Genomic DNA, 20,739 nt, shown 5'->3' on the forward strand with positions numbered 1-20,739 from the left:
TCGGCCCCTGAGCCAGGAGAAACAAATACCCCATGAGCAATACCCCACGACACGCGGACGACGCGGCGATCCTGGCCGCCTTCGCGCAGCAGCGGCGGCAAGGCCTGACCCGGCGTTCGGCGCTGCATCAGGCCCTGCTACAACTAATCGCCGCCGGAGAACTGCCCTGGCGGACGCAGCTGCCGCCGAGCCGTGCGTTGGCGGCCCGGCTGACGGTGGCGCGCGACACGGTGGAACAGACCTACGCGCGGCTGGAAGCGGAGGGGTTCATCAGCCGAACGGTGGGGCGCGGCAGCTTTGTGCGTTATCGCTGTGACACGCTGCTCGGCCGTGAACTGCTGGCGACGGCGGCGGGGCAAGAGGCGCGGCTGGCGGAGCGCGAGCTGAGCGATCGCGGCCGGGCGCTGCTGGCGGTCAGCCATACGCCGCACACCAGCCGCCAGGCTTCGCTGACGCCTTCGCTGGCGGACCTGCGGGCGTTTCCCATCGAGCAATGGCTGCAGCAGGAAAAGCAGGCGCTACGGCGGCACGGCGAGCGGCTGTTGGGGTATGCCGATCCGCAAGGGTTGCCGGAGCTGCGCGCGGAGATCGCGCACTATCTGCAGCGGGAGCGGGGCGTGAAGGCGACGGCGGAACAGGTGATCGTGGTGACCAGCTCACAGCAGGCGCTGGCGCTGTGTACCCAGGTGCTGTTCGATCCCGGCGATGCGGTGTTCGTCGAAGAGCCGGGTTACCAGGGGGCGAAAAAGCTGGTGCAGTCGGCGGGGCTGCAGGCGCGGCCGATCGGCATCGACGAGCAGGGACTGGACGTCGGGCAGTTGATGCAGGCCTCGGGCGGCGGACGGGGCGTTTACATCACGCCGTCCCATCACTACCCGCTTGGGTATTCGCTGAGCCTCGAGCGGCGGCTGGCGCTGCTGCAGTGGGCGCAGCGGCAGCGGGCCTGGATCATCGAAGACGACTACGACGCCGAGTTCAACTATGACCGGCAAACCAAGGCGGCATTGCAGGGGCTGGACAGCGGCGGGCGCACGCTGTACATCGGCACCTTCAGCAAGACGCTGTTTCCGGGACTGCGCATCGGTTTCATGATTGCGCCGCCGCAGTTGGTGCGGCCATTGGTCGCCGCCAGGCAGTTTCAGGACGGCTACACGTCGGCGCTGGCGCAGATGACGCTGTTCCACTTCCTGCACGAGGGCGGCTACGCCGAGCATCTGCGCAATATGCGCACGCTGTACAAGGCGCGGTTGGACGTGCTGTACGACGCGGTGCATCGTCACCTGGCGGCCTGGACGCGCCCGGCGTTGCCGCAGGGCGGGCTGCAGCTGGTGTGCCCGTTGGCGGATGCGACGACGGAGCGGCGGCTGGTGGCGGCGGCCGCCCAACGGGGGATTCGGCTGTACGGCCTGGCGGACTTCTACACCGGCACGCCGCAGCGCGGGGCGCTGGTGCTCGGCTTCTCGGCCTATACGCCGGATGAGATCGTGCGCTTTATCGCGACGCTGGCGCAGGTGTTCAACGCGCTGCCGGTGGCAAGCGACGGCTAAAATTGGTCTGCTCTGCGTTTCGCATTGGTCCGTATTGCGCCGCCGCCGCGCGGTGTATTCTGCCGCTATCCGGTTATTTCCCTAATGGAAATAACATCTTACTCCGTGAGGCGCTATGAACCCATACAACCCTGAAGTGACTATCCGCAGAATCAATGGCGACGACAAAGCGCAATGGCTGGCGCTGTGGCAGGGCTATCTCGATTTTTACCGCGCCGACGTGGCGCCGCAGGTGACCGATCGCACCTTCGAACGCCTGGGGCAGGATGAACAGGTGTACGGGCTGGTGGCGCAGGATGCCGATGGCCGGCTGCTGGGGCTGATGAACCTGGTGTTCCACCCGTCCACCTGGAGCGCGGTCGGCTATTGTTATATCGAGGATCTCTATGTGTCGCCGCAGGCGCGCGGCCACAAGGTGTCGGAAAAGCTGTTCGAACAGGCGTATCGCTTGGCAGAGATGCGCGGCAGCGATCGGGTCTACTGGATGACCCAGGAGTACAACGCGCCGGCGCGTTCGCTGTACGACAAAATCGGCAGAAGAAGCTCGTTTATCGTTTATTCCCGTTAATCGCAGGAGGGCGTTTATGGCAATGAATCGTTATGGTCAGCCGGTTGGCGAACCGATGCCGGATTGGCAGCCGGCTCGCCGCCCCGGCGGCGCGACGCTCGGCGGGCGTTTCTGCTCGCTGGCGCCGCTCGAGCCGCAGCGGGATTACGCCGCGCTGTTCGAGGCGTTTCAACTGGCGCCGGACGGCCGCGACTGGACCTATCTGTCCATCGAACGGCCCGATACGCCGGCGGCGATGTTGCAGCATCTGGAGACGATGCAGGCCAACCCGGCGCTGGTTAATCTGACGGTGTTCGACGCCGCCAGCGATGCGCCGGTGGGCACGGTGGCGCTGATGCGCATCGACGAAGCCAACGGGGTGCTGGAGATCGGCCACGTCAGCTGGTCGCCGTTGATGAAACAGCGCTCCAGCGCCACCGAGGCCATCGCGCTGCTGCTGCGCTATGCCTTCGACACGCTGGGCTACCGCCGCTGCGAGTGGAAGTGCGACAGTCATAACGCGCCGTCCCGCCAGGCCGCGCTGCGCTTTGGCTTTCGCTACGAGGGCAACTTCCGCTTCGCGGTGATCGTCAAGGGGCGCAGCCGGGATACCGACTGGTTCGCCATCACCGCCGACCGCTGGCCGACGGTGCGGCAGGCGCTGGCGCGCTGGCTGAGTGCGGACAACTTCGATGCGCAGGGGCGGCAGATAGCCCGGCTGCAGGTGTTGCGCGGCGAATGATAAGCAAAAAGGCGCTTAGCAATATAATTTATGGTAGAAAGAGCTATTGAATTTAGGTGGTTGAGTGGATGTTGTTTTTTTATGGAGCTGTTGCGAATTTTTTAAATATCGCTTATGGCTTCCTGTATGAAATTAAAATTTTACCTTTATTTTTTATCTTGAGTGGACAGTTAAGAAGTGGTAACTACACCTTTTAAACAGACTATGGTTAGTGTCGTTGAGGGGGCTCAACGACACGGAATGTAAGGTGATGAAATAGTTTATACGGCCAGGGTATTATTTTTGATCTCCACTTTTATCACTAAGTAAGTTAAATGATTTTAATACGGGAGTTAATGTTTCGCTCTCAAAATTCTCGGCTAATGTGCGCAAGTAATTAACTAGGTTGCCTTCTGATGCTAGTTCTATATTATAAGGAGTCCATTTTACATTGCTATCAACTCGTGTTTCGTTTTCCCAACCTGAAGGTTTATATAATGCAATGCATGAGAGAATTACCAACCTGGTTTTGGATAGGAAAGGTAGGATGTATAACTTTGTGCTGTTTATATTAGGATATTTTGATTTTGCTAGAATTGATATAACCTTAAAAGAGCAGTCGAGAGATGATTCAATATGGGTAGGTGACATGTAATATTCAGTAGTCCACGTGTAGTTATCATCATCATCTATGCCCCACACTTTTACATTTAAATGCTCTAAGGCAGTCATTCTTTTTTTTGGCTTTCTAACTTTTCTCTCTTTAGTCTCTTTTATTGCTTTTACAAAAAGATCGTCATTGTTCTTATCAACCCATTCGGAAAGGAGACTCAATTTAGGAACTTCGTCGTAGCTATTCAAATTTTCAATTTTCAGATTGAATAAATCCTTTGACTCCAGTTTGAATTTGAATTCTTTTTTAACTAGCTCTGGTATTGATTCGTATATTTTAACTGCCTTATCCTCCGTAAAATACCGTGCGGCATCTCTTTCAACTAGTTCCTTTAAGGGATGTTTCTTTGCCTCTGTTATGCTATCTGGTATGACTGATAGTGCTTTCTCAATAGCATTTTTGTTTTCTTGTGTTATTGTTTTGATGAAAACTTCAGTAAAAGATGCTTGGTTGATAAATACAGGGGATTGGTGTTCATTTCGACTGAATTTGTCAGAGATGTAGTCAATAATATCTTTGTATCTAATGGAGTTATCTGCTGAGTAAGCAACTGCTTCACCTATAGCCTTAGTGAAAAAACTGAGATGTGCATCAGCAAATGAGTATTGTGCATCTTCTGATGAAAACATAAAGTAGCATTTTGAAAAACCTAGTTTAGATTCATCAATATGTTTGCTGAGGGCTGTTGGGTCTTTTATATATGAGACGCCAGAGTTGCATGCATCGACAATCTTGACTGTGAGTTTTGGATTCAATGACTTCATCATTATGTCTAGCTCACTGTTTTCAAGTGAAGTGCTTTTTATTTTCCTTGCGTCAAAATCAGACATTATATAATGAAAGTCGGATCCATCGAATAAGCCATGGCCACTAAAGTAGAATAGTAGTTCATCAACCTCTTTTTCTGAGTGTTCTGCAATGAATTCTGATAGCTTGCTTTTTACTTGTCTTGTGTTTGTTTCATTTTCAATATAGAGAATGTCGGTATATTCTTCACTAAGATTTAATACGGACTTTATAAGTCTTGCATCATTTTTACTTGCAGATAATTCAGGCTGTAAAATGTAATTACTTACGCCGATTACTATTGCCAGTTTCATATAATTGCTCCTATTAATCTAAGGTTAAACTATTTTTATATTTTCTGTAGGCTGTTATTGGACAGGGGTTAAATTGTATCAAAGGTTGAATGTGCTGCATATCTTTTGTTTTTCATGATGTGATTTTTTGTTGAATAATGTCGAAATAATTGATTTTCACTTAAACTATTTCATAATGAATTAATCAGGTGGCTTATTGGAATATGGGTAGTTATGAGAGTGTAAAATAATGATTTGTGCTTATAGTTCAAAAAATAATTATTACTCCTTGGAATAGAAAAAGCACTGAGACTCTATACCCAGTGCTTTTTATTATTAACGATTGGTCGGCAACACCACCTATTAATGACGAATTGAAAGGTGTATGCCTCTTCTATCGGGCTAAAGCGCTTACTTCAGCTCGTCGACCATGGTGGTGGCACGGCCGATGTAGTTGGCCGGGGTCATCGCCTTCAGACGGATTTTCTCTTCTTCCGGCAGCGCCAGGCCATCGATGAATGCCTGCATGCCGGCGGCGTCCACGCGCTTGCCGCGGGTCAGCTCTTTCAGCTTCTCGTAAGGTTTCTCGATGCCGTAGCGGCGCATCACGGTCTGGATCGGCTCTGCCAGCACTTCCCAGTTGTGATCCAGTTCGTCCAGCAGGTGCGCCTGATTCACTTCCAGCTTGCTGATGCCTTTCAGGGTGGCTTGATAGGCGATCAGCGCATAACCCAGGCCTACGCCCAGGTTACGCAGCACGGTGGAATCGGTCAGGTCGCGCTGCCAGCGGGACACCGGCAGTTTGCCCGCCAGGTGGCCCAGCACGGCGTTGGCCAGGCCCAGGTTGCCTTCGGAGTTTTCGAAGTCGATCGGGTTGACCTTGTGCGGCATGGTGGAAGAGCCGATTTCGCCGGCGATGGTCTTCTGCTTGAAGTGGTTCAGGGCGATGTAGCCCCAGATGTCGCGGTCGAAGTCGATCAGAATGGTGTTGAAACGCGCTACGCAGTCGAACAGCTCGGCGATGTAGTCATGCGGCTCGATCTGGGTGGTGTACGGGTTCCAGGTGATGCCGAGCGAGGTCACGAACGCTTCGCTGAACTGATGCCAGTCCACTTCCGGGTAAGCGACGATGTGGGCGTTGTAGTTGCCGACCGCGCCGTTGATTTTACCCATGATCTCCACGCGCTCCAGCTGGCGGTACTGGCGCTCCATGCGGTAAGCCACGTTGGCGAACTCTTTGCCGACGGTCGACGGGGTCGCCGGCTGCCCGTGGGTGCGCGACAGCAGCGGAATATCGCGGTATTCCAGCGCCAGCCCTTTCAGCGCGTCGATGATCTTGCGCCAGTAAGGCAGCACCACGTCCTGACGGGCGCTTTGCAGCATCAGCGCATGCGACAGGTTGTTGATGTCTTCGGAGGTGCAGGCGAAGTGGATGAACTCGGACACCGCGTGCAGCGCAGGCACCGCCGCCACTTTTTCCTTCAGGAAATATTCGACCGCTTTCACGTCGTGGTTGGTGGTGCGCTCGATGGTTTTGATGCGCTGAGCGTCTTCTTCATTGAATTCCGCGACGATTTTGTCGAGGAAAGCGTTTGCGTCGGCGTCAAAAGCGGGAACTTCCTTGATTTCTGCGCAGGCCGCCAGTTTTTGCAGCCAACGTACTTCAACCTGTACGCGGAATTTCAGCAGACCGTATTCGCTGAAAATGGGACGCAGTGCGCTGACTTTATCACCGTAGCGTCCATCAACGGGGGAAACGGCGGTCAGTGAGGATAATTCCATCGGTAGCAACTCCTGGGATCGATTAACAATGAGCAACGATATTTTGCGCCTGCTTGAACAGACGATTACGGGAAAACATTAATTGCAGGCGGCTGCCGCCGACCTGTTGCCACAGCACGGCGGCGCGAATGCCGGCCAGCAGCGTGGCACGAACCTTGGCCTGCACCTGCGGGTTCTGCAAGATAGCCGGCGAGCCGGTCACCTGGATGCGCGGCCCGAGCGGGCTGACCACGTCGACGTAAATGCCGGCCAGCGCGCTGATGATGGTGTCCGACTCAAGATCGAAGTGCGCCAGCTGGCGTTCGAGCTGGCTGAGGCGTTCACCGAGCGTGTTCATCGCCTGTTTGTTGGCGTTGAGCTTGCGCTCCAGCACCATCAGGCTGATGGTGTAGCGGGTCAGTTCCGCGCCCGGCCCTTTGTTGTTGGCGTTAAGCACGCCCATCAGGGTTTCGAGGCCGACCATCAAATTGCGTTCTTCACCGCCGAACACCGCCAGCGTGGAGGGCGGGTCCATCTGCAGCAGGCTTTTCAGCGAGGTCTGAAAGGCTTCGCGGTTGCATTGCCCTTCATGGGCCAGCTGCTGAACCAAACGCGCCGACTGGCTGATACCCGCCATGGCCAGCGTGATGTCATAATAATTCTTCGCCACGATTACTCCTGTAAACGCTGTGAACGGTACATGGCTTACTGCATAAGGTTGTGTGTATCGCAGGGGTAACGGCGGCGGCCGCGAACGGTAACGAACGGGCGTGGCTGTAACAACGATGACAACGAATGCCGCGGATCATGCCACAAAATCGAGGCTAAACCCAGCGTCTAATACGCCCGAGACGAGGCGGAGGCGCCGTACGGCGCAGAACTGCGCAGACAGGCGGCGAAAATCGCCGGCGCGGCGGCGCGAACTTATTGTTGCGGCGGCAAATAAAGTGCGGCGGCTGCATCTATACTGCCAACGTGAGCCCTCAAATAAAGATCTTCATATGCACGTAAAAAACAAGCAGCCGCTGCCGGCGGTAACGCTGGCGGCCATCGGCGTGGTGTACGGCGATATCGGCACCAGCCCGCTGTATACCCTGCGCGAATGCCTGACGGCGGAGGAGGGCATCACCATGACGCCGGCCTCAATCTACGGCTTTTTGTCGCTGATTTTCTGGCTGCTGACGCTGGTGGTGTCCATTAAATACATTTGTTTCGTGATGCGCGCCGACAACGACGGTGAGGGAGGCATTCTGACGCTGATGTCGCTGGCGATCCGCAGGCTGGATGCGCGCTGGGTGCCGGCGGCGGTGCTGATCGGGCTGGTGGGCGGCAGCTTCTTTTACGGCGACGGGGTGATCACCCCGGCCATTTCGGTGCTTTCGGCCATCGAGGGGCTGCAGATTATCGCCCCCGAACTGGACAGCTTTATCGTGCCGCTGTCGCTGCTGGTGCTGACCGCGTTGTTCGCGATACAAAAGCGCGGCACCGGCAGCGTCGGCAAACTGTTCGCCCCGGCGATGGTTATCTGGTTCCTGACGCTCGCGCTGCTGGGCATCGGCGGCATTCTGCAGCACCCTGGCGTGCTGCGGGCGCTGAACCCTTACTGGGCGGTGAATTTCTTCCTCGAATACAAGACGGTGTCGTTTTTTGCGCTGGGCATGGTGGTGCTGTCGGTCACCGGTGCCGAAGCGCTGTACGCCGATATGGGCCACTTCGGTAAAAAGCCGATCCGCCTGGCGTGGTTTACGCTGGTGGCGCCGGCGCTGGTGCTGAACTACTTCGGCCAGGGGGCGCTGCTGCTGACCAATCCGGCGGCGATCAACAACCCGTTCTTCCTGCTGGCGCCGACCTGGGCGCTGATCCCGCTGCTGGTGATCGCCACGCTGGCGACGGTGATCGCCTCGCAGGCGGTAATTTCCGGCGTATTCTCGCTGACGCGGCAGGCGGTGCGGCTGGGCTACCTGCCGCCGATGCGCATCATCTATACCTCCGATCAGGAGTCCGGGCAGATCTACATTCCGGTGGTGAACTGGCTGCTGTTCGCAGCGGTGCTGATCGTGATTATCAGTTTTAAACACTCCAGCAACCTGGCCTCGGCTTACGGCATCGTGGTGACTGGCACCATGCTGCTGTCGTCGATTTTGCTGAGTATCGTGGCGGTGAAAAACTGGGGCTGGCCGCGCGCGCTGGGCGGGCTGATGCTGGTTGTCATGCTGTGCATCGACGTACCGCTGTTCGGCGCCAACCTGATCAAGCTGGCGACCGGCGGCTGGCTGCCGGTGGTGCTGGGGCTGATGATTCTGCTGATCATGCTGACCTGGAAGACCGAGCGTTCGCGTCTGATCCGCCGGCTGCGCGACAACCAGGAGGGGCTGAGCGCGCTGATCGAGTCGCTGGAGGAGGCGCCGCCGAAGCGGGTGCCGGGCACCGCGGTGTTTATGGAGCGCACGCCGCACGCGGTGCCGCTGGTGCTGTTGCATAACCTGAAGCACAACAAGGTGCTGCATGAGCGCGTGGTGCTGCTGACCATCGTCACCACCGACATGCCGTACGTGCATAACGTGCAGCGGGTGGCGATCGAACAGCTGTCGGCGAGTTTCTGGCGGGTGGTGGCGAGCTACGGTTGGCGCGAGACGCCCAACGTCACGGACATCCTTTACCGCTGCGGGCTGGAGGGGATGAGCTTCACCATGAACGAGACCTCGTTCTTTATGTCGCGCGATACGCTGGTGCTGGGCAAGCGGCCCTGGTATTTGCGCGTGCGCGGCAAGGTGTTCCAGCTGTTGCAGCGCAATGCGCTGCGCGCGCCGGATCTGTTCGAAATCCCGCCGAATCGGGTGATCGAACTGGGGGCGCAGGTGGAATTTTGAATAAAAAAAACGCTGCGGTAAACGCAGCGTTTTTCTTTTGCCGGGCAGTTACGCCAGGCGCTGTTCGATGATGCCGCCGCCGAGGCAGATTTCGCCCTGGTAGAACACCGCCGACTGGCCGGGGGTGACGGCGGAGACCGGCTCGTCGAAACGCACTTCGATGCGTTCGCTGTCGAGCGGGGTCACGGTGCAAGGGATATCCTGCTGGCGATAGCGGGTCTTCACCGTGCAGCGGAACGGGCCGCTCAGCGGCAGGCGATCCACCCAGTGCAGCTGCTGCGCGATAAGACCGGTAGACATCAGGCGCGGGTGATCGTGCCCCTGGGCGACCACCAGCACGTTGTTGGCCACGTCTTTATCCACCACGTACCAAGGATCTTCGCTGCTGTCTTTCAGGCCGCCAATGCCCAGCCCTTTGCGCTGGCCCAGGGTGTGATACATCAGGCCCTGGTGTTCGCCGACGGTCTGGCCGTCAACGCTGACGATCGGGCCCGGCTGCGCCGGCAGGTAACGGCCGAGGAAGTCGCGGAACTTGCGCTCGCCGATAAAGCAGATGCCGGTAGAATCTTTCTTCTTGGCGGTGACCAGCTCCAGCTGCTCGGCGATGCGGCGCACCTCCGGCTTCTCCAGCTCGCCGACCGGGAACAGGCTTTGCGCCACCTGCTCGTGGCTCAGGGTGTAGAGGAAGTAGCTCTGATCCTTGTTGCCGTCGACGCCGCGCAGCAGGCGGCTCTTGCCGTCTACGTCCTGGCGGCGCACGTAGTGGCCGGTGGCGATGAAATCGGCCCCCAGATCTTCGGCGGCGAACTCCAGGAAGGCTTTGAATTTGATCTCTTTATTGCACAGGATGTCCGGGTTCGGCGTGCGGCCGGCCTTGTACTCTTCCAGGAACAGCTCAAACACGTTGTCCCAGTATTCCGCCGCAAAGTTCACCGTGTGCAGTTCGATGCCCAGCTTGTCGCAGACCGCTTGCGCGTCGGCCAGATCGGTCGCGGCGGAGCAGTACTCTTCGTCGTCGTCTTCTTCCCAGTTCTTCATGAACAGCCCAGCGACCTGATAGCCCTGTTGCTGTAACAGATAGGCGGTAACGGAAGAGTCGACGCCGCCGGACATACCGACGATTACTTTTTTCTGGCTGTTGTCTGACATGGGGATCTCACGAACTTGAACACGAACCGTGCTGATAAAAACAAGCGCAGGATTTTACCACGTTGGCCGCGCCGGCGCACTGTTCATCTTGTGCTGCACGGCGCCCTTAAAACGGCCAGGCGAAGCTGCCGACCAGCGACAGCGGGTAGCGCTCCGGCTGCTGGTAGCTGCGAATGCTCTCCGCCACCAGCGCGGAACGCAGGTTGGGCGCCTGCAAGATCTCGTCGGCGCTCAGCCACAGGCAGCGATCGATGTCGCTGTCGTGCGGCTCGGTCGGCAGCGGCTGTTCCAGCTCGATAACGAAGCAAAAACGCAGGAACGGCGTGCGATCCGGCGCGATCCACTGGTGCAGGCGCAGAAACGCCTGCGGCGCGGCGCGGATGCCGGTCTCTTCCCACAGCTCGCGCTCGGCGGCCTGCACCAGCGTCTCGTCGGCCTCCAGGTGGCCGGCCGGCTGGTTCCACAGCGCTTTGCCGTTGATGGTCTCTTCGACCACTAAAAATTTGCCGGCGGCGTGCACCACGCAGGCCACGGTGACGTGCGGTTTGAACATGCGCTCTCCTTACAGCGGTTTGTCGATGCGCCGGTAGATGTCGTCCAGCTCGGCGATGCGGGTGCGATAGCTTTTGAGCAGGCAGGCGGTATCGCCGCCGCACCGCTGGCGTTTTGCCAGCCAGTCCTGCTGGCTGTCCTGCATCGCGCCGCGCGCGCCCATGGCGAACAGGCCGCGCAGGAATTGGTACTTGGTAGCCATTTGCACGTCCAGATCGTTCAGCGTGCGGTTGGCGCAGATGGCTTGCTCATCGCGGTTTGCCGCCTTGGCGCAGTCGAAGCTGGCGGCCTGGGTGGCGAACGGGGCCGCCAGAGCGGCAAGCAGCAGCGCGGTCAGTGTGTTCCTCATGGCGCCTCCATCAGTGATCGGTCTACAGGGAATCGATAGTTTTCCATTCACCAGGTTGCAGTGAACCCAGCGAAAGATTACCCATACTGTAGCGAATCAGGCGCAGGGTAGGGAACCCGATATGCGCCGTCATGCGACGCACCTGGCGGTTTCGCCCTTCATACAGGGTGATTTTCAGCCAGCAAGTGGGGATGGATTTACGTTCGCGGATCGGCGGGTTGCGTGGCCACAGCCACTGCGGCTCGGCCACCAACTCCACCCCGGCGGGCAGCGTGGGGCCGTCTTTCAGCGTGACGCCGCTGCGCAATGGCGCCAGATCGCTCTCCTGCGGCGCGCCCTCGACCTGCACATAATAGATTTTGCCGGTGCGCTTGCCCGGCTGGGTGAGCTGCGCCTGCAGCTGGCCGTCGTTGGTCAGCACCAGCAGCCCTTCGCTGTCGCGATCCAGGCGCCCGGCGGCGTAAACGTCGGGGAAGGGGATGTACTCTTTCAGCGTGGCGCGGCCGGCTTCGTCGGTGAACTGCGGCAGCACGTCGAAGGGCTTGTTGAATAACACAATTCGGCGCGGCCCTTTCGGCGCGGCGGGTTTGGCGGCATTCGGCTTGCTGAATCGTTTAACTTTGTGATTTCTAACAGAGAATTTTTTCATAACGGTTGAGATTACGGATGATAAGCGCATTATAACCGAATCCGTTTCGGATTGGCGCGGACCGAATATTCAAGTAGTATCTACACGCATCTTACAAAGCATTAACAAAATTGCGCTTGAAGGAGAGGTTGATGGAAAGCAAAGTAGTTGTTCCGGCAGAAGGTAAAAAAATCACGGTTGACGCCCAGGGTAAACTGGTTGTTCCTCATAACCCGATCATCCCGTTCATCGAAGGCGACGGCATCGGCGTTGACGTGACTCCTGCCATGATCCACGTGGTTGATGCGGCCGTTAAAAAGGCTTACCACGGCGAACGTAAAATCTCCTGGATGGAAATCTACACCGGCGAAAAATCTACCCACGTTTACGGTAAAGACGTGTGGCTGCCGGACGAAACTCTGGACCTGATCCGCGACTACCGCGTCGCCATCAAAGGCCCCCTGACCACCCCGGTCGGCGGCGGCATCCGTTCTCTGAACGTGGCCCTGCGCCAGCAGCTGGACCTGTACGTGTGCCTGCGCCCGGTGCGTTACTACCAGGGCACCCCAAGCCCGGTGAAACAGCCTGAGCTGACCGACATGGTGATCTTCCGTGAAAACGCCGAAGACATCTACGCCGGCATCGAGTGGAAAGCCGGCTCCGCCGAAGCGGACAAAGTGATCAAATTCCTGCGCGACGAAATGGGCGTGAAGAAAATCCGCTTCCCAGAGCAGTGCGGTATCGGCGTGAAGCCATGCTCCGAAGAAGGGACCAAGCGTCTGGTGCGTGCGGCGATCGAATACGCCATCACCAACGACCGCGACTCCGTGACCCTGGTTCACAAAGGCAACATCATGAAGTTCACCGAAGGTGCCTTCAAGGATTGGGGCTATGAGCTGGCGCGCGAAGAATTCGGCGGCGAGCTGATCGACGGCGGCCCATGGCTGAAGATCAAGAACCCGAACACCGGCAAAGAGATCGTAGTTAAAGACGTGATCGCCGACGCCTTCCTGCAGCAGATCCTGCTGCGCCCGGCGGAATACGACGTGATCGCCTGTATGAACCTGAACGGTGACTACATCTCCGACGCCCTGGCTGCCCAGGTAGGCGGCATCGGCATCGCACCGGGCGCCAACATCGGCTCCGACTGCGCGCTGTTCGAAGCGACTCACGGCACCGCGCCGAAGTACGCCGGCCAGGACAAAGTGAACCCAGGCTCCATCATCCTGTCCGCAGAGATGATGCTGCGCCACATGGGCTGGTTCGAAGCGGCTGACCTGATCGTTAAAGGCATGGAAGGCGCCATCGCCGCCAAGACCGTGACCTACGACTTCGAACGCCTGATGGAAGGCGCTAAGCTGCTGAAATGTTCAGAGTTTGGCGACGCTATCGTAGAGCACATGTAAGTGTGTTTGGCGCTTGAATGAGAGCGGGAGCCTTAGGGCTCCCGTTTTTTTATTGTCCAAATGGGCATGGGATATCAAGTATTGGCCGATTCGCGCACCACCAGCACCGGGCAATTGGCGTGGCGCACGACGGCGGTGGCATTGGAGCCGAGGAGGTAAGTGATCGCAGAAGGGCGGTTGGACCCCATCACAATAATCTCTGCGTTAAGCGCATCAGCGAGTTCCAGGATCTGATCTTTAGGATCGCCGACGGCCACATGCGTGGTCACTCTATCTTCAGGTACGCTGAATTCTTTGGCCGCTTTCGCCAACCCTTCGGTCGCTACCGCAATGATTTCGTCTTTGGTTTCTATCGCCGCGGTGGCGGCAAAGCCGAAAGCGGCGTAGGTGGCGCGTGACGGGATCACCGCCAGGAAATGGACGTGGGAGTCTTCGAGCCTGGCGAGCGCGTTGACATGTGGGATGACCTGCTGCGTTAATTCCGGCTCGGTAATATCGACTGGAACCAAGATAGTTTTATACATACTCCCTCCTTATCATTATCAAATAACTCCACTTCTTGGATTATAGCTGTTCGACGCAGGGAAAGGAGAGATCCGTATGGCAAACCCGGTAACGTTGGCGCTGAAATGTCAGGTGTTCGACGTTATCGTTAAATGCAGGCAAGTACGCCGGGTTTTAGAGTAGAAAGGGAGCCATTGGCTCCCTTGGTGTTAGCTGGCTAAGGTTATCGGAACCTTAATGAGGGATCTCTGAAACCTCTTTGACTTCCGTCTTGTTGATTTGCTGTTTAACGCCATTGGCGTCGGTATAACCGAGCAACCCGGCAGAAGTTTCTTTCGGCTTGCCGTCACTGATGAGCGTTCGACCGTCGTGGGTATGGATGGCGTAGCTGGTGCGTGTGCAGCCTGACAGTGCGGCGATGGCAACCAGGGCGATCGCGGGAAGAACAAGCGTTTTTTTCATTTGAAGCTCCTTTTAGTTATCCAACTCACTCATGTTTGCAATCTGGTCTCGATTGATCTGTTCCGTTTTGCCCGTTTCAGCGTTTCGATAGGAGACTAACCCGGTATCTGTATCGACCTGAGGTTTGCCGTCGGTGACAATGGTCTTGCCATCCGTTGTTTTGATCGCCTGATTGGAAGCGCAGCCCGCAATGAACATCACCGTAGTTGCAGCAAGAAGCGCGGCAAAGAGTCGTTTGCTTTCATACCTACCATCCTGGTTACTTAAACGAATTTAATATCAGGAAAATAAGTATAGGCAGATTTTCCAGATTGCCAGGGTTGAAAGTGCTTATGGTGGGATAAAAAAGTAAGAATAACTTAATTTATTGATGGGGTGATTACCCATTCGGGAGATGTCGATAGGTCAGGTGGCTCAGGCGTACGGCCCGGTGAGGGGGTTAGGGTTTCATATCATCATCTACTCACGATTTTCCGCGTGCCAGTGCGTGATGTCATTGGTGGTTTGGCGTTAATTCTGTATAAGTATTCACCGGGGATCTTTTCGAATACAACGTTGATTCGGCTGATAATCATCCATAAGGAAAGGGATATGAAAATAACGCATTCAGGCTATAGCACCGGCGCCGCCACATTATTGGCGGCGATGCTCGCACTGACATTAACAGGGTGTGCCAAGAGCACTGGCCCCAGCCAAAACGATCCGGCGAATAAAGAGGTCGATGATCTTTTCGCCAACCTTGGCGCCCCAAAGACGCCTGCGCCGGGAAAAGAGAAAGTACATTACATGGCTCAGGTGCAAGCTGAGATTCAACGCCATTTTAAAGACGCCGAAGCCTACTCAGGCAAGCGTTGCACATTGCGCATTACGTCGGCACCGGACGGCCTGCCAATTAATGTTCGAACAGAAGGTGGCGATCCGGCTCTTTGCCGTGCCGCCATGCAGGCAATTGGCGATTCTCGCTTTCCTAAGCCACCAACGGAAGAGGTCCATAAGGAGTTCCAAATTATCACGTTGGAATTTAGCCCGTAGTGACAGTAGAAGGTAAAGGGCGGCAACTGGGTTAAACAGAAGTCGCAGGCCGTACTTTCATGCGGCCTGTGAGTATTGGGTTGTGCAATATTTCGTATAGCGTTTCCTAATGTTGAATCCAGTCTTCACGGCATATGTTGCCAATACCTACCGATACATCATTGCGCTCACGCGCTCGCTTCGATCTTTAAAGCCGTTGCTGCGCATCGTGACCACATAGTAGCGATAGTGATGTTTCTGCGCGTACTCGCGCACCAGATCTTCGGCGAACAGGCCGCTGAAGGTGACGGTGGTGACGAACGTCAGCCCCTTCACTTCGTAGGTGCTGATCTCTTGCGGAGTGCCGATATACGGCGGCGGGAACACGGTTTTGTGGAACTGGCAGCCCGCCAGCAGCAGGGTAAACAGCAGGGCGGCGGAGATTTGCGGGATTCTCATCGGGAAAAGCTTTCCTTCCTTGGCGTGTTTTTAGTAACTCTATAATAGGATTACAAAATTTGGCGGGGATGTAAAAATTATCCCGTTTCGGTTGCCGTTTCGTTGAAGCGGCTCCGCCGTCATCCATACGAATGAGGGGTTAAATATGCTTGTGCGCCTTGCTGCTGAAACCGATGCCGCAGCCCTGATCGCCCTCGACAGCGTCGCCGAAGACGAGCCGCAGCGCGCGGCGCAAATCCGCGCCTGGTGCGCGCAGGGCATCTGTTTTCTTGCCGAGGAACAGGGCATGGTGATGGGCTATGGGGTGCTGCACTATCACTTCTTCGGCTGCGGCTTTATCGAGATGTTGATGGTCGGCGAGCGCTATCGCCGCCGGGGCGTCGGGCAGGCGCTGATTGCGGTGTTGAAGTCCCATTGCCGGCACCCGAAGCTGTTCACCTCCACCAATCGCTCCAACCTGCCGATGCAGCGGCTGCTGCTGAACGCCGGGTTTGTCGCCAGCGGCCAGATTGACAATCTCGATGACGGCGATCCGGAGCAGGTCTTTTTTATCCCGGCGCGCTGATACAAAACCACTGACAAAAAAGGGGCCCATTGGGCCCCTGCGTGATTCGCTGCGGGAGGTTTACTCCACCGCGTCGGGATGATTTTTGCCTTCCTCGATAAACGCTTCGTCGATCTCTTCGATGTTCTCCTCGCTGTCGCGGCCGGACAGAATGTTCCAGCAGGCGATGAACAGCGCGGCGATCAAGGGGCCGATGACGAAGCCGTTGATGCCGTAGATCTCCATGCCGCCCAGGGTGGAAATCAGGATCAGGTAGTCCGGCATTTTGGTGTCTTTGCCCACCAGCAGCGGGCGCAGGATGTTGTCCACCAGGCCGATCACCACCACGAAGAACACCACCAGGAAAATGGCTTTCCACAGCATGCCGGTAGCGAAGAAGTAGATCACCGCCGGCACCCAGATGATGGCGGAGCCCACGGCCGGGATGATCGACAGGAACGCCATCAGCGCGCCCCACAGCAGGCTGCCGTCGATGCCGGTAAAGTAAAATGCCAGCCCGCCGAGCGCACCTTGCACCACGGCGACCACCACCGTGCCCTTGACGGTGGCGCGGGAGACGGCGGCGAACTTCACGAACAGGTGGTGCTTCACGTGCTGGGAGAGCGGCAGCGCTTCGAGCGCCAGGTTTACCAGATAGGGGCCGTCTTTCAGCAGGAAGAACAGCAGGTAGAGCATTACGCCGAAGCCGACGACGAAGTTGAAGGTGCCCTTGCCGATCAGGAAGACGCTGCCCGCCAGATATTGCCCGCCCTTGAGCGCCACCTCGGAAAGTTGCTTTTGTATCTCGGCGGCGCTGTTGAGGTTATGTTCCGCCAGGAAGCGCTGCGCCCAGCCGGGCAGGTGGCGCATAAAGTCCGCCAGCATGGTCGGCAACTGGCTGTTGTTGGTCTGCAGCTTGGTGTAGATCACGTTGAATTCCATCGCCAGCGACGAGGCGATGATCGCCAACGGCGTGAACACGATCAGGCAGATCAGTGCCACCGTCAGCAGCGACACCACGCCGTTGCGTTCGCCGACGTACTGCTTCAGTTTCTTTTTTACCGGATGGAAAATCACCGCCAGAATGACCGCCCACAGCACCGAGGAGTAGTAAGGCCCCAGCACGTCGAGAAAGGCGGCGGTAACGATGAACAGGATCAGAATAAAGAATCCCTTGGAAATGCCTTTAGACATCATAGTCGTCCCTCAAAAGATGAATTTTCAGCATAGATGAACTGAATGAAAACAACACTATCATCACCTTTACTTAACCGGTAGGGGATTTTTAGTGGCGTATTCCATAGGGTTATTAAGGGCAAGGCGGGCGCCGCAGGGTGAACAGGCGGCGGCACAAGAAAAGGAAGAGGGCTAAATAATTAACGAAATTTATCTATTGTGTTTCATTTTGTGAGCCGAGCTTGCCGCCTGCGCCAGGCTTTCCTAGTGTTGATGAGGGCGGCCGTTCGCCCGATACCACGAAGGAGTATGCAAATGACTGAACACAAACGACTCGGCGTCATCGAGAAGACGCTACTGATCGCCTTTGCCGGCCTGCTGGTGTATTTCGCGGCCACCGGCGCCTTGTCATTGTCGGGTCTCGATCATCATTGGCCTTATCCTTCGCGATAGGCAGGCACCTGCACCAGGGAAAATTCAGCACCGCTTATAACAAACAGAACCACCTTTCTGCTTATCACCCCGCCTTATGCCGCCGGCTGAGAAAAGCCAGCGCCAACAGCGCCCCTGACACGGCTGCCGCCAGCACCAGCCAGGCCGGGGCCGCCCAACCGACCGCGGCCACGATGGCGCTCAGCGCAACCGGGCCGATCACCTGGCCGAGATAGTTCCCCTGCATCACCAGCCCCAGGCTCAGCGGCAGCAGCGTCGGTTCCGGCGTCGCCGCCGGCGTGGCGGCCAGAATGGTGGCGGGCAGCATGCCGGCGATGGCGCAGAACAGGAAACACAGCGGGATCAGCAGGGCGTTGGGCGTTATCGGCAAGAAAATGCCGATGCCGAAGACGCCGATGATCAGGCTGGTGGCCGCGAGCAGGCTACCGGCGCGCAGACCGCGCGACAGCAAGAGCCCGGCAGCGAGGTTGCCGATGATGTTCGCCGCCACCGCCGCCGCGCTGATACCGCCGGCGGCCGCCAGCGTCAGGCCGATGCGCTGCATCAGGAAAATCGGCAGGAAGGTCATCACCGAGAAAAACTGCAGGTTGTAAGTGGTGAACATCAACGCCAGCAACAGCGGCCGGCGCGCCCGCAGCAGGGCGCCCAGCGCTTGCAGCAGCGGCAAGGACGGCGCGTGCGTCTCGGCGGTGCGGCGGGACGTGGTCAGCGGCAGCAGCAGGGCGGCCAGCAGCGTCAGCGCCGCACCGGCCTGCCAACTCTGCTGCCAGCCGGCGAGATGGGGGCCGAAAAACAGCGAAATGGCGATGCCCGCCGGCATGAAGGTGCTCCAGATGCCGAACACCAGGCTGCGCTGCGCCGGGGCGACGATGCGGTTCAGCACCGCCGGCGAGGCGACCACCACGATCACGAAGCCGAGGCCTTCGACAAAGCGGCTGACGATCAACCCGCTGAAGTCGTGCAGCGCGGCGCCGGTAAAGCTGGCGGCGCTGATGATCAGCAGCCCGAGCGCCAGCAGCCGCCGGTCGCCCCAGCGGCGCACCAGCAGCCCGGCGGCGATGCCGCCGAACACCCCGACGAAGGGAAAGGCCGAAATAACCCAGCTCAGCGCTTCGAGCGAACGGCCGAACTCGGCCTCCAGCGCCGGCAGCGCGATGGTGGCCTTGCCCACGTGCAGCGCCGCGGCGATGCCGGCGAACAGCACGTTGATGACGGCTAGCCAGGGCGTGGCGGCGGGGAGAACGCGGTCGATGGCGTCCGGTTTAATCGCGGTCATAACACTCTCCAGTGGCGGTAACGCCATCACTATGTGCTCTTGCAACGGCTGAGGTCGTTCAAATGCTGCGCTATCACGTGGGGAAATTATTCATTTCGAGCTTTATTGAGCGCCTTCGTTGTTTGGTTCGCCAGCGTGCCGCCCGGCGTGGACGCTGATCCCCCTGCAGCGGTTTACTGTTCCGGCACGCAGCAGGCGTGTTGAATTCATTTTATAAGGAGCAGTGTATGTCAGAGATGATGAACGAGAGTGGGGCGCCGGCCATTGAATGGAGCTATGGCGGCCGGGGTGATGATATCAGCAGCAGCCTGAGCCTCGACACGGTTGAGGAGCAGCCGCAGGGTTTCTTGATGACGGTCGATCGGCCGGTGCAGATCTTTAAAGATGCGCTGTCGCCGATGATGGCCTTTGTCACGCTGCTGCGCCCGCTGTACGCCAAAACGAGCGAGGGTTTCCAGTACGTGCCGGTTTCCAATCCCTGGACCGACGTGCAGCGCCTGCCGGCCAGCGCGGGCTATCTGGGCGTGCAGGTCAACGCCGGGCTGTTCTTCCACGGCGCCAAGCCGACGCACTATAAAGATCGCGACGGCCAGATGAAACCGATCGACGGCGGCACGCTTTTGCAGCACATCACCGTGCTGCATCAGGTGGCGCAGCCGCTCGGCCCGGGTGAAGGCGCCGTCTGAGCCGGCAGCGTTATTACGGGGGCCGGACGCGGCCCCTTATCGCGCCTTGAAACCGTGCGCCGGTTGGGTAAAACTGGCTGCCTATTCAAGGAGAAGAGTATGTACAGCGACAACGAGAAAAAATTTTATATCATCCTCAACCGCAATCACGAACCGGCCACGCTGTTTAACGCTTCCTGCCATCTGACGGCGGGCATCACCGATCTGATCGAACAGCGCTAGTTTCACCACTACCCGAGCAGCCTCGACGGCGTCAGCGCCAATATGAGCCACTATCCGATAGTGATCCTGCAGGCTAAAAACAGCAGCCAGCTCAGCAACCTGATTCTGAAGTGCAAGGAAGAGGGCGTACTGTCCAACTTCTTCACCACCACCATGCTGTCGCACTCCGCCGAACAGCAGATCGCCGACACCGCCAACACCCCTTACGAGCAGCTGGATTTCGTGGCGGTGGCGCTCTACGGCGACGCCGAACAGCTTAAGCCGCTGACCAAGAAGTTCTCCGTCTACCGCTGAAAACGCGGCATCTCAGACGCTGGCGCCGTCGTAGCTGTGGATCTGCAACGCATCCAGCGCGGCGTCAGGCACGCAGCGCAGGTTGACGGCGCACATCGCGGCGCCGTCCGGCGCTGTGCCGTAGGCGAAGGGCTGAGCGCCGCAGACTCGGCAGAACTGATGGCGGATCTTGTGCTGATTGAAGGTGTAGGCGCTGAGTTGGTCCTGGCCGCTGTTGAGTGTGAAAGCGCTGATGGGGAAGAACGACAGCAGCAGCCCTTTGCGGCGGCAGATCGAACAGTTGCAGCTGAGGGCCTCGGTGGGCAGTTCGGCGTCCACGGAGAAGGTGACGGCGCCGCAGTGGCAGCTTCCCTGGAATGGCATGGCGATG

General features: G+C 57.7%; 24 protein-coding genes and 1 pseudogene. 11 read left to right on the forward strand and 14 right to left on the reverse strand.

What is annotated here, in order from left to right; all coding sequences use genetic code 11:
- The first annotated feature begins 32 nt into the window (after positions 1-32).
- From pdxR to ACK3CV_RS10835, 3 genes are all read left to right on the forward strand, one after another.
- Positions 33-1,547 (forward strand): MocR-like pyridoxine biosynthesis transcription factor PdxR, encoded by a 1,515-nt coding sequence (gene pdxR, locus ACK3CV_RS10825; protein WP_164038188.1) that lies wholly within the window; start codon positions 33-35, stop codon positions 1,545-1,547.
- Positions 1,548-1,662: 115 nt separating this feature from the next.
- Positions 1,663-2,115, forward strand: coding sequence for a GNAT family N-acetyltransferase (locus tag ACK3CV_RS10830; RefSeq protein WP_164038190.1), 453 nt, complete (start codon positions 1,663-1,665; stop codon positions 2,113-2,115).
- Positions 2,116-2,131: 16 nt separating this feature from the next.
- Positions 2,132-2,836 (forward strand): GNAT family N-acetyltransferase, encoded by a 705-nt coding sequence (locus ACK3CV_RS10835; RefSeq protein ID WP_164141374.1) that lies wholly within the window; start codon positions 2,132-2,134, stop codon positions 2,834-2,836.
- A gap of 276 nt (positions 2,837-3,112) precedes the next feature.
- Here the strand turns inward: ACK3CV_RS10835 and ACK3CV_RS10840 are convergent, their stop codons facing one another.
- From ACK3CV_RS10840 to hflD, 3 genes are all read right to left on the reverse strand, one after another.
- Positions 3,113-4,588 carry a caspase family protein gene (locus ACK3CV_RS10840; protein ID WP_164038193.1) on the reverse strand — a complete coding sequence of 492 codons (1,476 nt, stop codon included), beginning with the start codon at positions 4,586-4,588 and terminating at the stop codon, positions 3,113-3,115.
- 390 nt (positions 4,589-4,978) lie between these two features.
- Positions 4,979-6,349, reverse strand: coding sequence for an adenylosuccinate lyase (gene purB / locus ACK3CV_RS10845; protein ID WP_164038196.1), 1,371 nt, complete (start codon positions 6,347-6,349; stop codon positions 4,979-4,981).
- A 22-nt stretch (positions 6,350-6,371) separates the two neighbouring features.
- Entirely contained in the window at positions 6,372-6,998 is a 627-nt protein-coding gene (hflD, locus tag ACK3CV_RS10850) for a high frequency lysogenization protein HflD (RefSeq protein WP_033638217.1), read from the reverse strand.
- Positions 6,999-7,329: 331 nt separating this feature from the next.
- On the opposite strand from hflD, the gene kup reads away from it, so the two are divergent.
- A complete protein-coding gene (gene kup / locus ACK3CV_RS10855; protein ID WP_033646371.1) occupies positions 7,330-9,198 on the forward strand; it encodes a low affinity potassium transporter Kup in 1,869 nt (622 codons plus the stop codon).
- Positions 9,199-9,246: 48 nt separating this feature from the next.
- Here the strand turns inward: kup and mnmA are convergent, their stop codons facing one another.
- The 4 genes from mnmA to rluE form a co-directional block, all read right to left on the reverse strand.
- Positions 9,247-10,347, reverse strand: a complete 1,101-nt coding sequence (gene mnmA, locus ACK3CV_RS10860) for a tRNA 2-thiouridine(34) synthase MnmA (protein WP_033638220.1) — start codon at positions 10,345-10,347, stop codon at positions 9,247-9,249.
- A gap of 106 nt (positions 10,348-10,453) precedes the next feature.
- Positions 10,454-10,900: an NUDIX hydrolase gene (locus ACK3CV_RS10865; RefSeq protein WP_041034763.1), complete on the reverse strand. Its 447-nt coding sequence runs from the start codon at positions 10,898-10,900 to the stop codon at positions 10,454-10,456.
- 9 nt (positions 10,901-10,909) lie between these two features.
- The gene (locus ACK3CV_RS10870; protein WP_049235129.1) at positions 10,910-11,248 is read right to left on the reverse strand and encodes a lysozyme inhibitor LprI family protein; all 339 of its coding nucleotides are present in this window, start codon (positions 11,246-11,248) and stop codon (positions 10,910-10,912) included.
- 22 nt (positions 11,249-11,270) lie between these two features.
- Positions 11,271-11,897 (reverse strand): 23S rRNA pseudouridine(2457) synthase RluE, encoded by a 627-nt coding sequence (gene rluE, locus ACK3CV_RS10875; protein ID WP_041034765.1) that lies wholly within the window; start codon positions 11,895-11,897, stop codon positions 11,271-11,273.
- A 131-nt stretch (positions 11,898-12,028) separates the two neighbouring features.
- Between rluE and icd the strand changes: the two genes are divergently transcribed.
- Positions 12,029-13,282: an NADP-dependent isocitrate dehydrogenase gene (gene icd / locus ACK3CV_RS10880; protein WP_033638224.1), complete on the forward strand. Its 1,254-nt coding sequence runs from the start codon at positions 12,029-12,031 to the stop codon at positions 13,280-13,282.
- Between the two features lie 74 nt (positions 13,283-13,356).
- Here icd and uspF read toward each other — a convergent pair whose 3' ends face one another.
- The 3 genes from uspF to ACK3CV_RS10895 all read right to left on the reverse strand — a co-directional run bounded on the left by uspF (position 13,357) and on the right by ACK3CV_RS10895 (position 14,521).
- A complete protein-coding gene (gene uspF, locus ACK3CV_RS10885) occupies positions 13,357-13,806 on the reverse strand; it encodes a universal stress protein UspF (protein ID WP_033638225.1) in 450 nt (149 codons plus the stop codon).
- A gap of 214 nt (positions 13,807-14,020) precedes the next feature.
- Positions 14,021-14,248, reverse strand: a complete 228-nt coding sequence (locus ACK3CV_RS10890) for a YgdI/YgdR family lipoprotein (protein ID WP_033638226.1) — start codon at positions 14,246-14,248, stop codon at positions 14,021-14,023.
- A 12-nt stretch (positions 14,249-14,260) separates the two neighbouring features.
- Positions 14,261-14,521 (reverse strand): YgdI/YgdR family lipoprotein, encoded by a 261-nt coding sequence (locus tag ACK3CV_RS10895; RefSeq protein WP_275429463.1) that lies wholly within the window; start codon positions 14,519-14,521, stop codon positions 14,261-14,263.
- Between the two features lie 318 nt (positions 14,522-14,839).
- Between ACK3CV_RS10895 and tolA the strand changes: the two genes are divergently transcribed.
- The gene (gene tolA, locus ACK3CV_RS10900; protein WP_164038200.1) at positions 14,840-15,280 is read left to right on the forward strand and encodes a cell envelope integrity protein TolA; all 441 of its coding nucleotides are present in this window, start codon (positions 14,840-14,842) and stop codon (positions 15,278-15,280) included.
- Between the two features lie 147 nt (positions 15,281-15,427).
- Here tolA and ACK3CV_RS10905 read toward each other — a convergent pair whose 3' ends face one another.
- A complete protein-coding gene (locus tag ACK3CV_RS10905; protein ID WP_060451502.1) occupies positions 15,428-15,718 on the reverse strand; it encodes a hypothetical protein in 291 nt (96 codons plus the stop codon).
- 145 nt (positions 15,719-15,863) lie between these two features.
- Between ACK3CV_RS10905 and ACK3CV_RS10910 the strand changes: the two genes are divergently transcribed.
- On the forward strand, positions 15,864-16,283 hold the full coding sequence (locus ACK3CV_RS10910; RefSeq protein WP_164038203.1) for a GNAT family N-acetyltransferase: 420 nt from the start codon (positions 15,864-15,866) through the stop codon (positions 16,281-16,283).
- 60 nt (positions 16,284-16,343) lie between these two features.
- Here ACK3CV_RS10910 and ACK3CV_RS10915 read toward each other — a convergent pair whose 3' ends face one another.
- Complete coding sequence (locus tag ACK3CV_RS10915) at positions 16,344-17,459, reverse strand: AI-2E family transporter (RefSeq protein ID WP_033646364.1); 1,116 nt, start codon at positions 17,457-17,459, stop codon at positions 16,344-16,346.
- 294 nt (positions 17,460-17,753) lie between these two features.
- Between ACK3CV_RS10915 and ACK3CV_RS10920 the strand changes: the two genes are divergently transcribed.
- Positions 17,754-17,891, forward strand: coding sequence for a hypothetical protein (locus ACK3CV_RS10920; RefSeq protein WP_162837928.1), 138 nt, complete (start codon positions 17,754-17,756; stop codon positions 17,889-17,891).
- 64 nt (positions 17,892-17,955) lie between these two features.
- Here ACK3CV_RS10920 and ACK3CV_RS10925 read toward each other — a convergent pair whose 3' ends face one another.
- Positions 17,956-19,167, reverse strand: a complete 1,212-nt coding sequence (locus ACK3CV_RS10925; protein WP_164141376.1) for an MFS transporter — start codon at positions 19,165-19,167, stop codon at positions 17,956-17,958.
- A gap of 227 nt (positions 19,168-19,394) precedes the next feature.
- On the opposite strand from ACK3CV_RS10925, the gene ACK3CV_RS10930 reads away from it, so the two are divergent.
- The 3 genes and pseudogenes from ACK3CV_RS10930 to ACK3CV_RS10940 all read left to right on the forward strand — a co-directional run.
- Positions 19,395-19,853 (forward strand): hypothetical protein, encoded by a 459-nt coding sequence (locus ACK3CV_RS10930; protein ID WP_033638235.1) that lies wholly within the window; start codon positions 19,395-19,397, stop codon positions 19,851-19,853.
- Between the two features lie 99 nt (positions 19,854-19,952).
- A complete protein-coding gene (locus tag ACK3CV_RS10935; protein WP_489009853.1) occupies positions 19,953-20,075 on the forward strand; it encodes a hypothetical protein in 123 nt (40 codons plus the stop codon).
- A gap of 21 nt (positions 20,076-20,096) precedes the next feature.
- Positions 20,097-20,369: pseudogene (locus tag ACK3CV_RS10940) on the forward strand (DUF2000 family protein); the annotation flags it as partial.
- 12 nt (positions 20,370-20,381) lie between these two features.
- On the opposite strand, the gene ACK3CV_RS10945 reads toward ACK3CV_RS10940, so the two are convergent.
- Complete coding sequence (locus tag ACK3CV_RS10945; protein WP_164038207.1) at positions 20,382-20,732, reverse strand: GFA family protein; 351 nt, start codon at positions 20,730-20,732, stop codon at positions 20,382-20,384.
- Positions 20,733-20,739 lie beyond the last annotated feature (7 nt).

The organism is Serratia sp. TSO36 (assembly GCF_057808395.1).

Excerpts from the sequence above, each read along its gene's own strand:
- pdxR (WP_164038188.1), top strand. The coding sequence starts at position 33 with ATGAGCAATACCCCACGACACGCGGACGACGCGGCGATCCTGGCCGCC.
- ACK3CV_RS10830 (WP_164038190.1), top strand. The coding sequence starts at position 1,663 with ATGAACCCATACAACCCTGAAGTGACTATCCGCAGAATCAATGGCGAC.
- ACK3CV_RS10835 (WP_164141374.1), top strand. The coding sequence starts at position 2,132 with ATGGCAATGAATCGTTATGGTCAGCCGGTTGGCGAACCGATGCCGGAT.
- ACK3CV_RS10840 (WP_164038193.1), bottom strand. The coding sequence starts at position 4,588 with ATGAAACTGGCAATAGTAATCGGCGTAAGTAATTACATTTTACAGCCT.
- purB (WP_164038196.1), bottom strand. The coding sequence starts at position 6,349 with ATGGAATTATCCTCACTGACCGCCGTTTCCCCCGTTGATGGACGCTAC.
- kup (WP_033646371.1), top strand. The coding sequence starts at position 7,330 with ATGCACGTAAAAAACAAGCAGCCGCTGCCGGCGGTAACGCTGGCGGCC.
- mnmA (WP_033638220.1), bottom strand. The coding sequence starts at position 10,347 with ATGTCAGACAACAGCCAGAAAAAAGTAATCGTCGGTATGTCCGGCGGC.
- ACK3CV_RS10865 (WP_041034763.1), bottom strand. The coding sequence starts at position 10,900 with ATGTTCAAACCGCACGTCACCGTGGCCTGCGTGGTGCACGCCGCCGGC.
- ACK3CV_RS10870 (WP_049235129.1), bottom strand. The coding sequence starts at position 11,248 with ATGAGGAACACACTGACCGCGCTGCTGCTTGCCGCTCTGGCGGCCCCG.
- rluE (WP_041034765.1), bottom strand. The coding sequence starts at position 11,897 with ATGAAAAAATTCTCTGTTAGAAATCACAAAGTTAAACGATTCAGCAAG.
- icd (WP_033638224.1), top strand. The coding sequence starts at position 12,029 with ATGGAAAGCAAAGTAGTTGTTCCGGCAGAAGGTAAAAAAATCACGGTT.
- uspF (WP_033638225.1), bottom strand. The coding sequence starts at position 13,806 with ATGTATAAAACTATCTTGGTTCCAGTCGATATTACCGAGCCGGAATTA.
- ACK3CV_RS10890 (WP_033638226.1), bottom strand. The coding sequence starts at position 14,248 with ATGAAAAAAACGCTTGTTCTTCCCGCGATCGCCCTGGTTGCCATCGCC.
- tolA (WP_164038200.1), top strand. The coding sequence starts at position 14,840 with ATGAAAATAACGCATTCAGGCTATAGCACCGGCGCCGCCACATTATTG.
- ACK3CV_RS10905 (WP_060451502.1), bottom strand. The coding sequence starts at position 15,718 with ATGAGAATCCCGCAAATCTCCGCCGCCCTGCTGTTTACCCTGCTGCTG.
- ACK3CV_RS10910 (WP_164038203.1), top strand. The coding sequence starts at position 15,864 with ATGCTTGTGCGCCTTGCTGCTGAAACCGATGCCGCAGCCCTGATCGCC.
- ACK3CV_RS10915 (WP_033646364.1), bottom strand. The coding sequence starts at position 17,459 with ATGATGTCTAAAGGCATTTCCAAGGGATTCTTTATTCTGATCCTGTTC.
- ACK3CV_RS10920 (WP_162837928.1), top strand. The coding sequence starts at position 17,754 with ATGACTGAACACAAACGACTCGGCGTCATCGAGAAGACGCTACTGATC.
- ACK3CV_RS10925 (WP_164141376.1), bottom strand. The coding sequence starts at position 19,167 with ATGACCGCGATTAAACCGGACGCCATCGACCGCGTTCTCCCCGCCGCC.
- ACK3CV_RS10930 (WP_033638235.1), top strand. The coding sequence starts at position 19,395 with ATGTCAGAGATGATGAACGAGAGTGGGGCGCCGGCCATTGAATGGAGC.
- ACK3CV_RS10935 (WP_489009853.1), top strand. The coding sequence starts at position 19,953 with ATGTACAGCGACAACGAGAAAAAATTTTATATCATCCTCAACCGCAAT.
- ACK3CV_RS10945 (WP_164038207.1), bottom strand. The coding sequence starts at position 20,732 with ATGCCATTCCAGGGAAGCTGCCACTGCGGCGCCGTCACCTTCTCCGTG.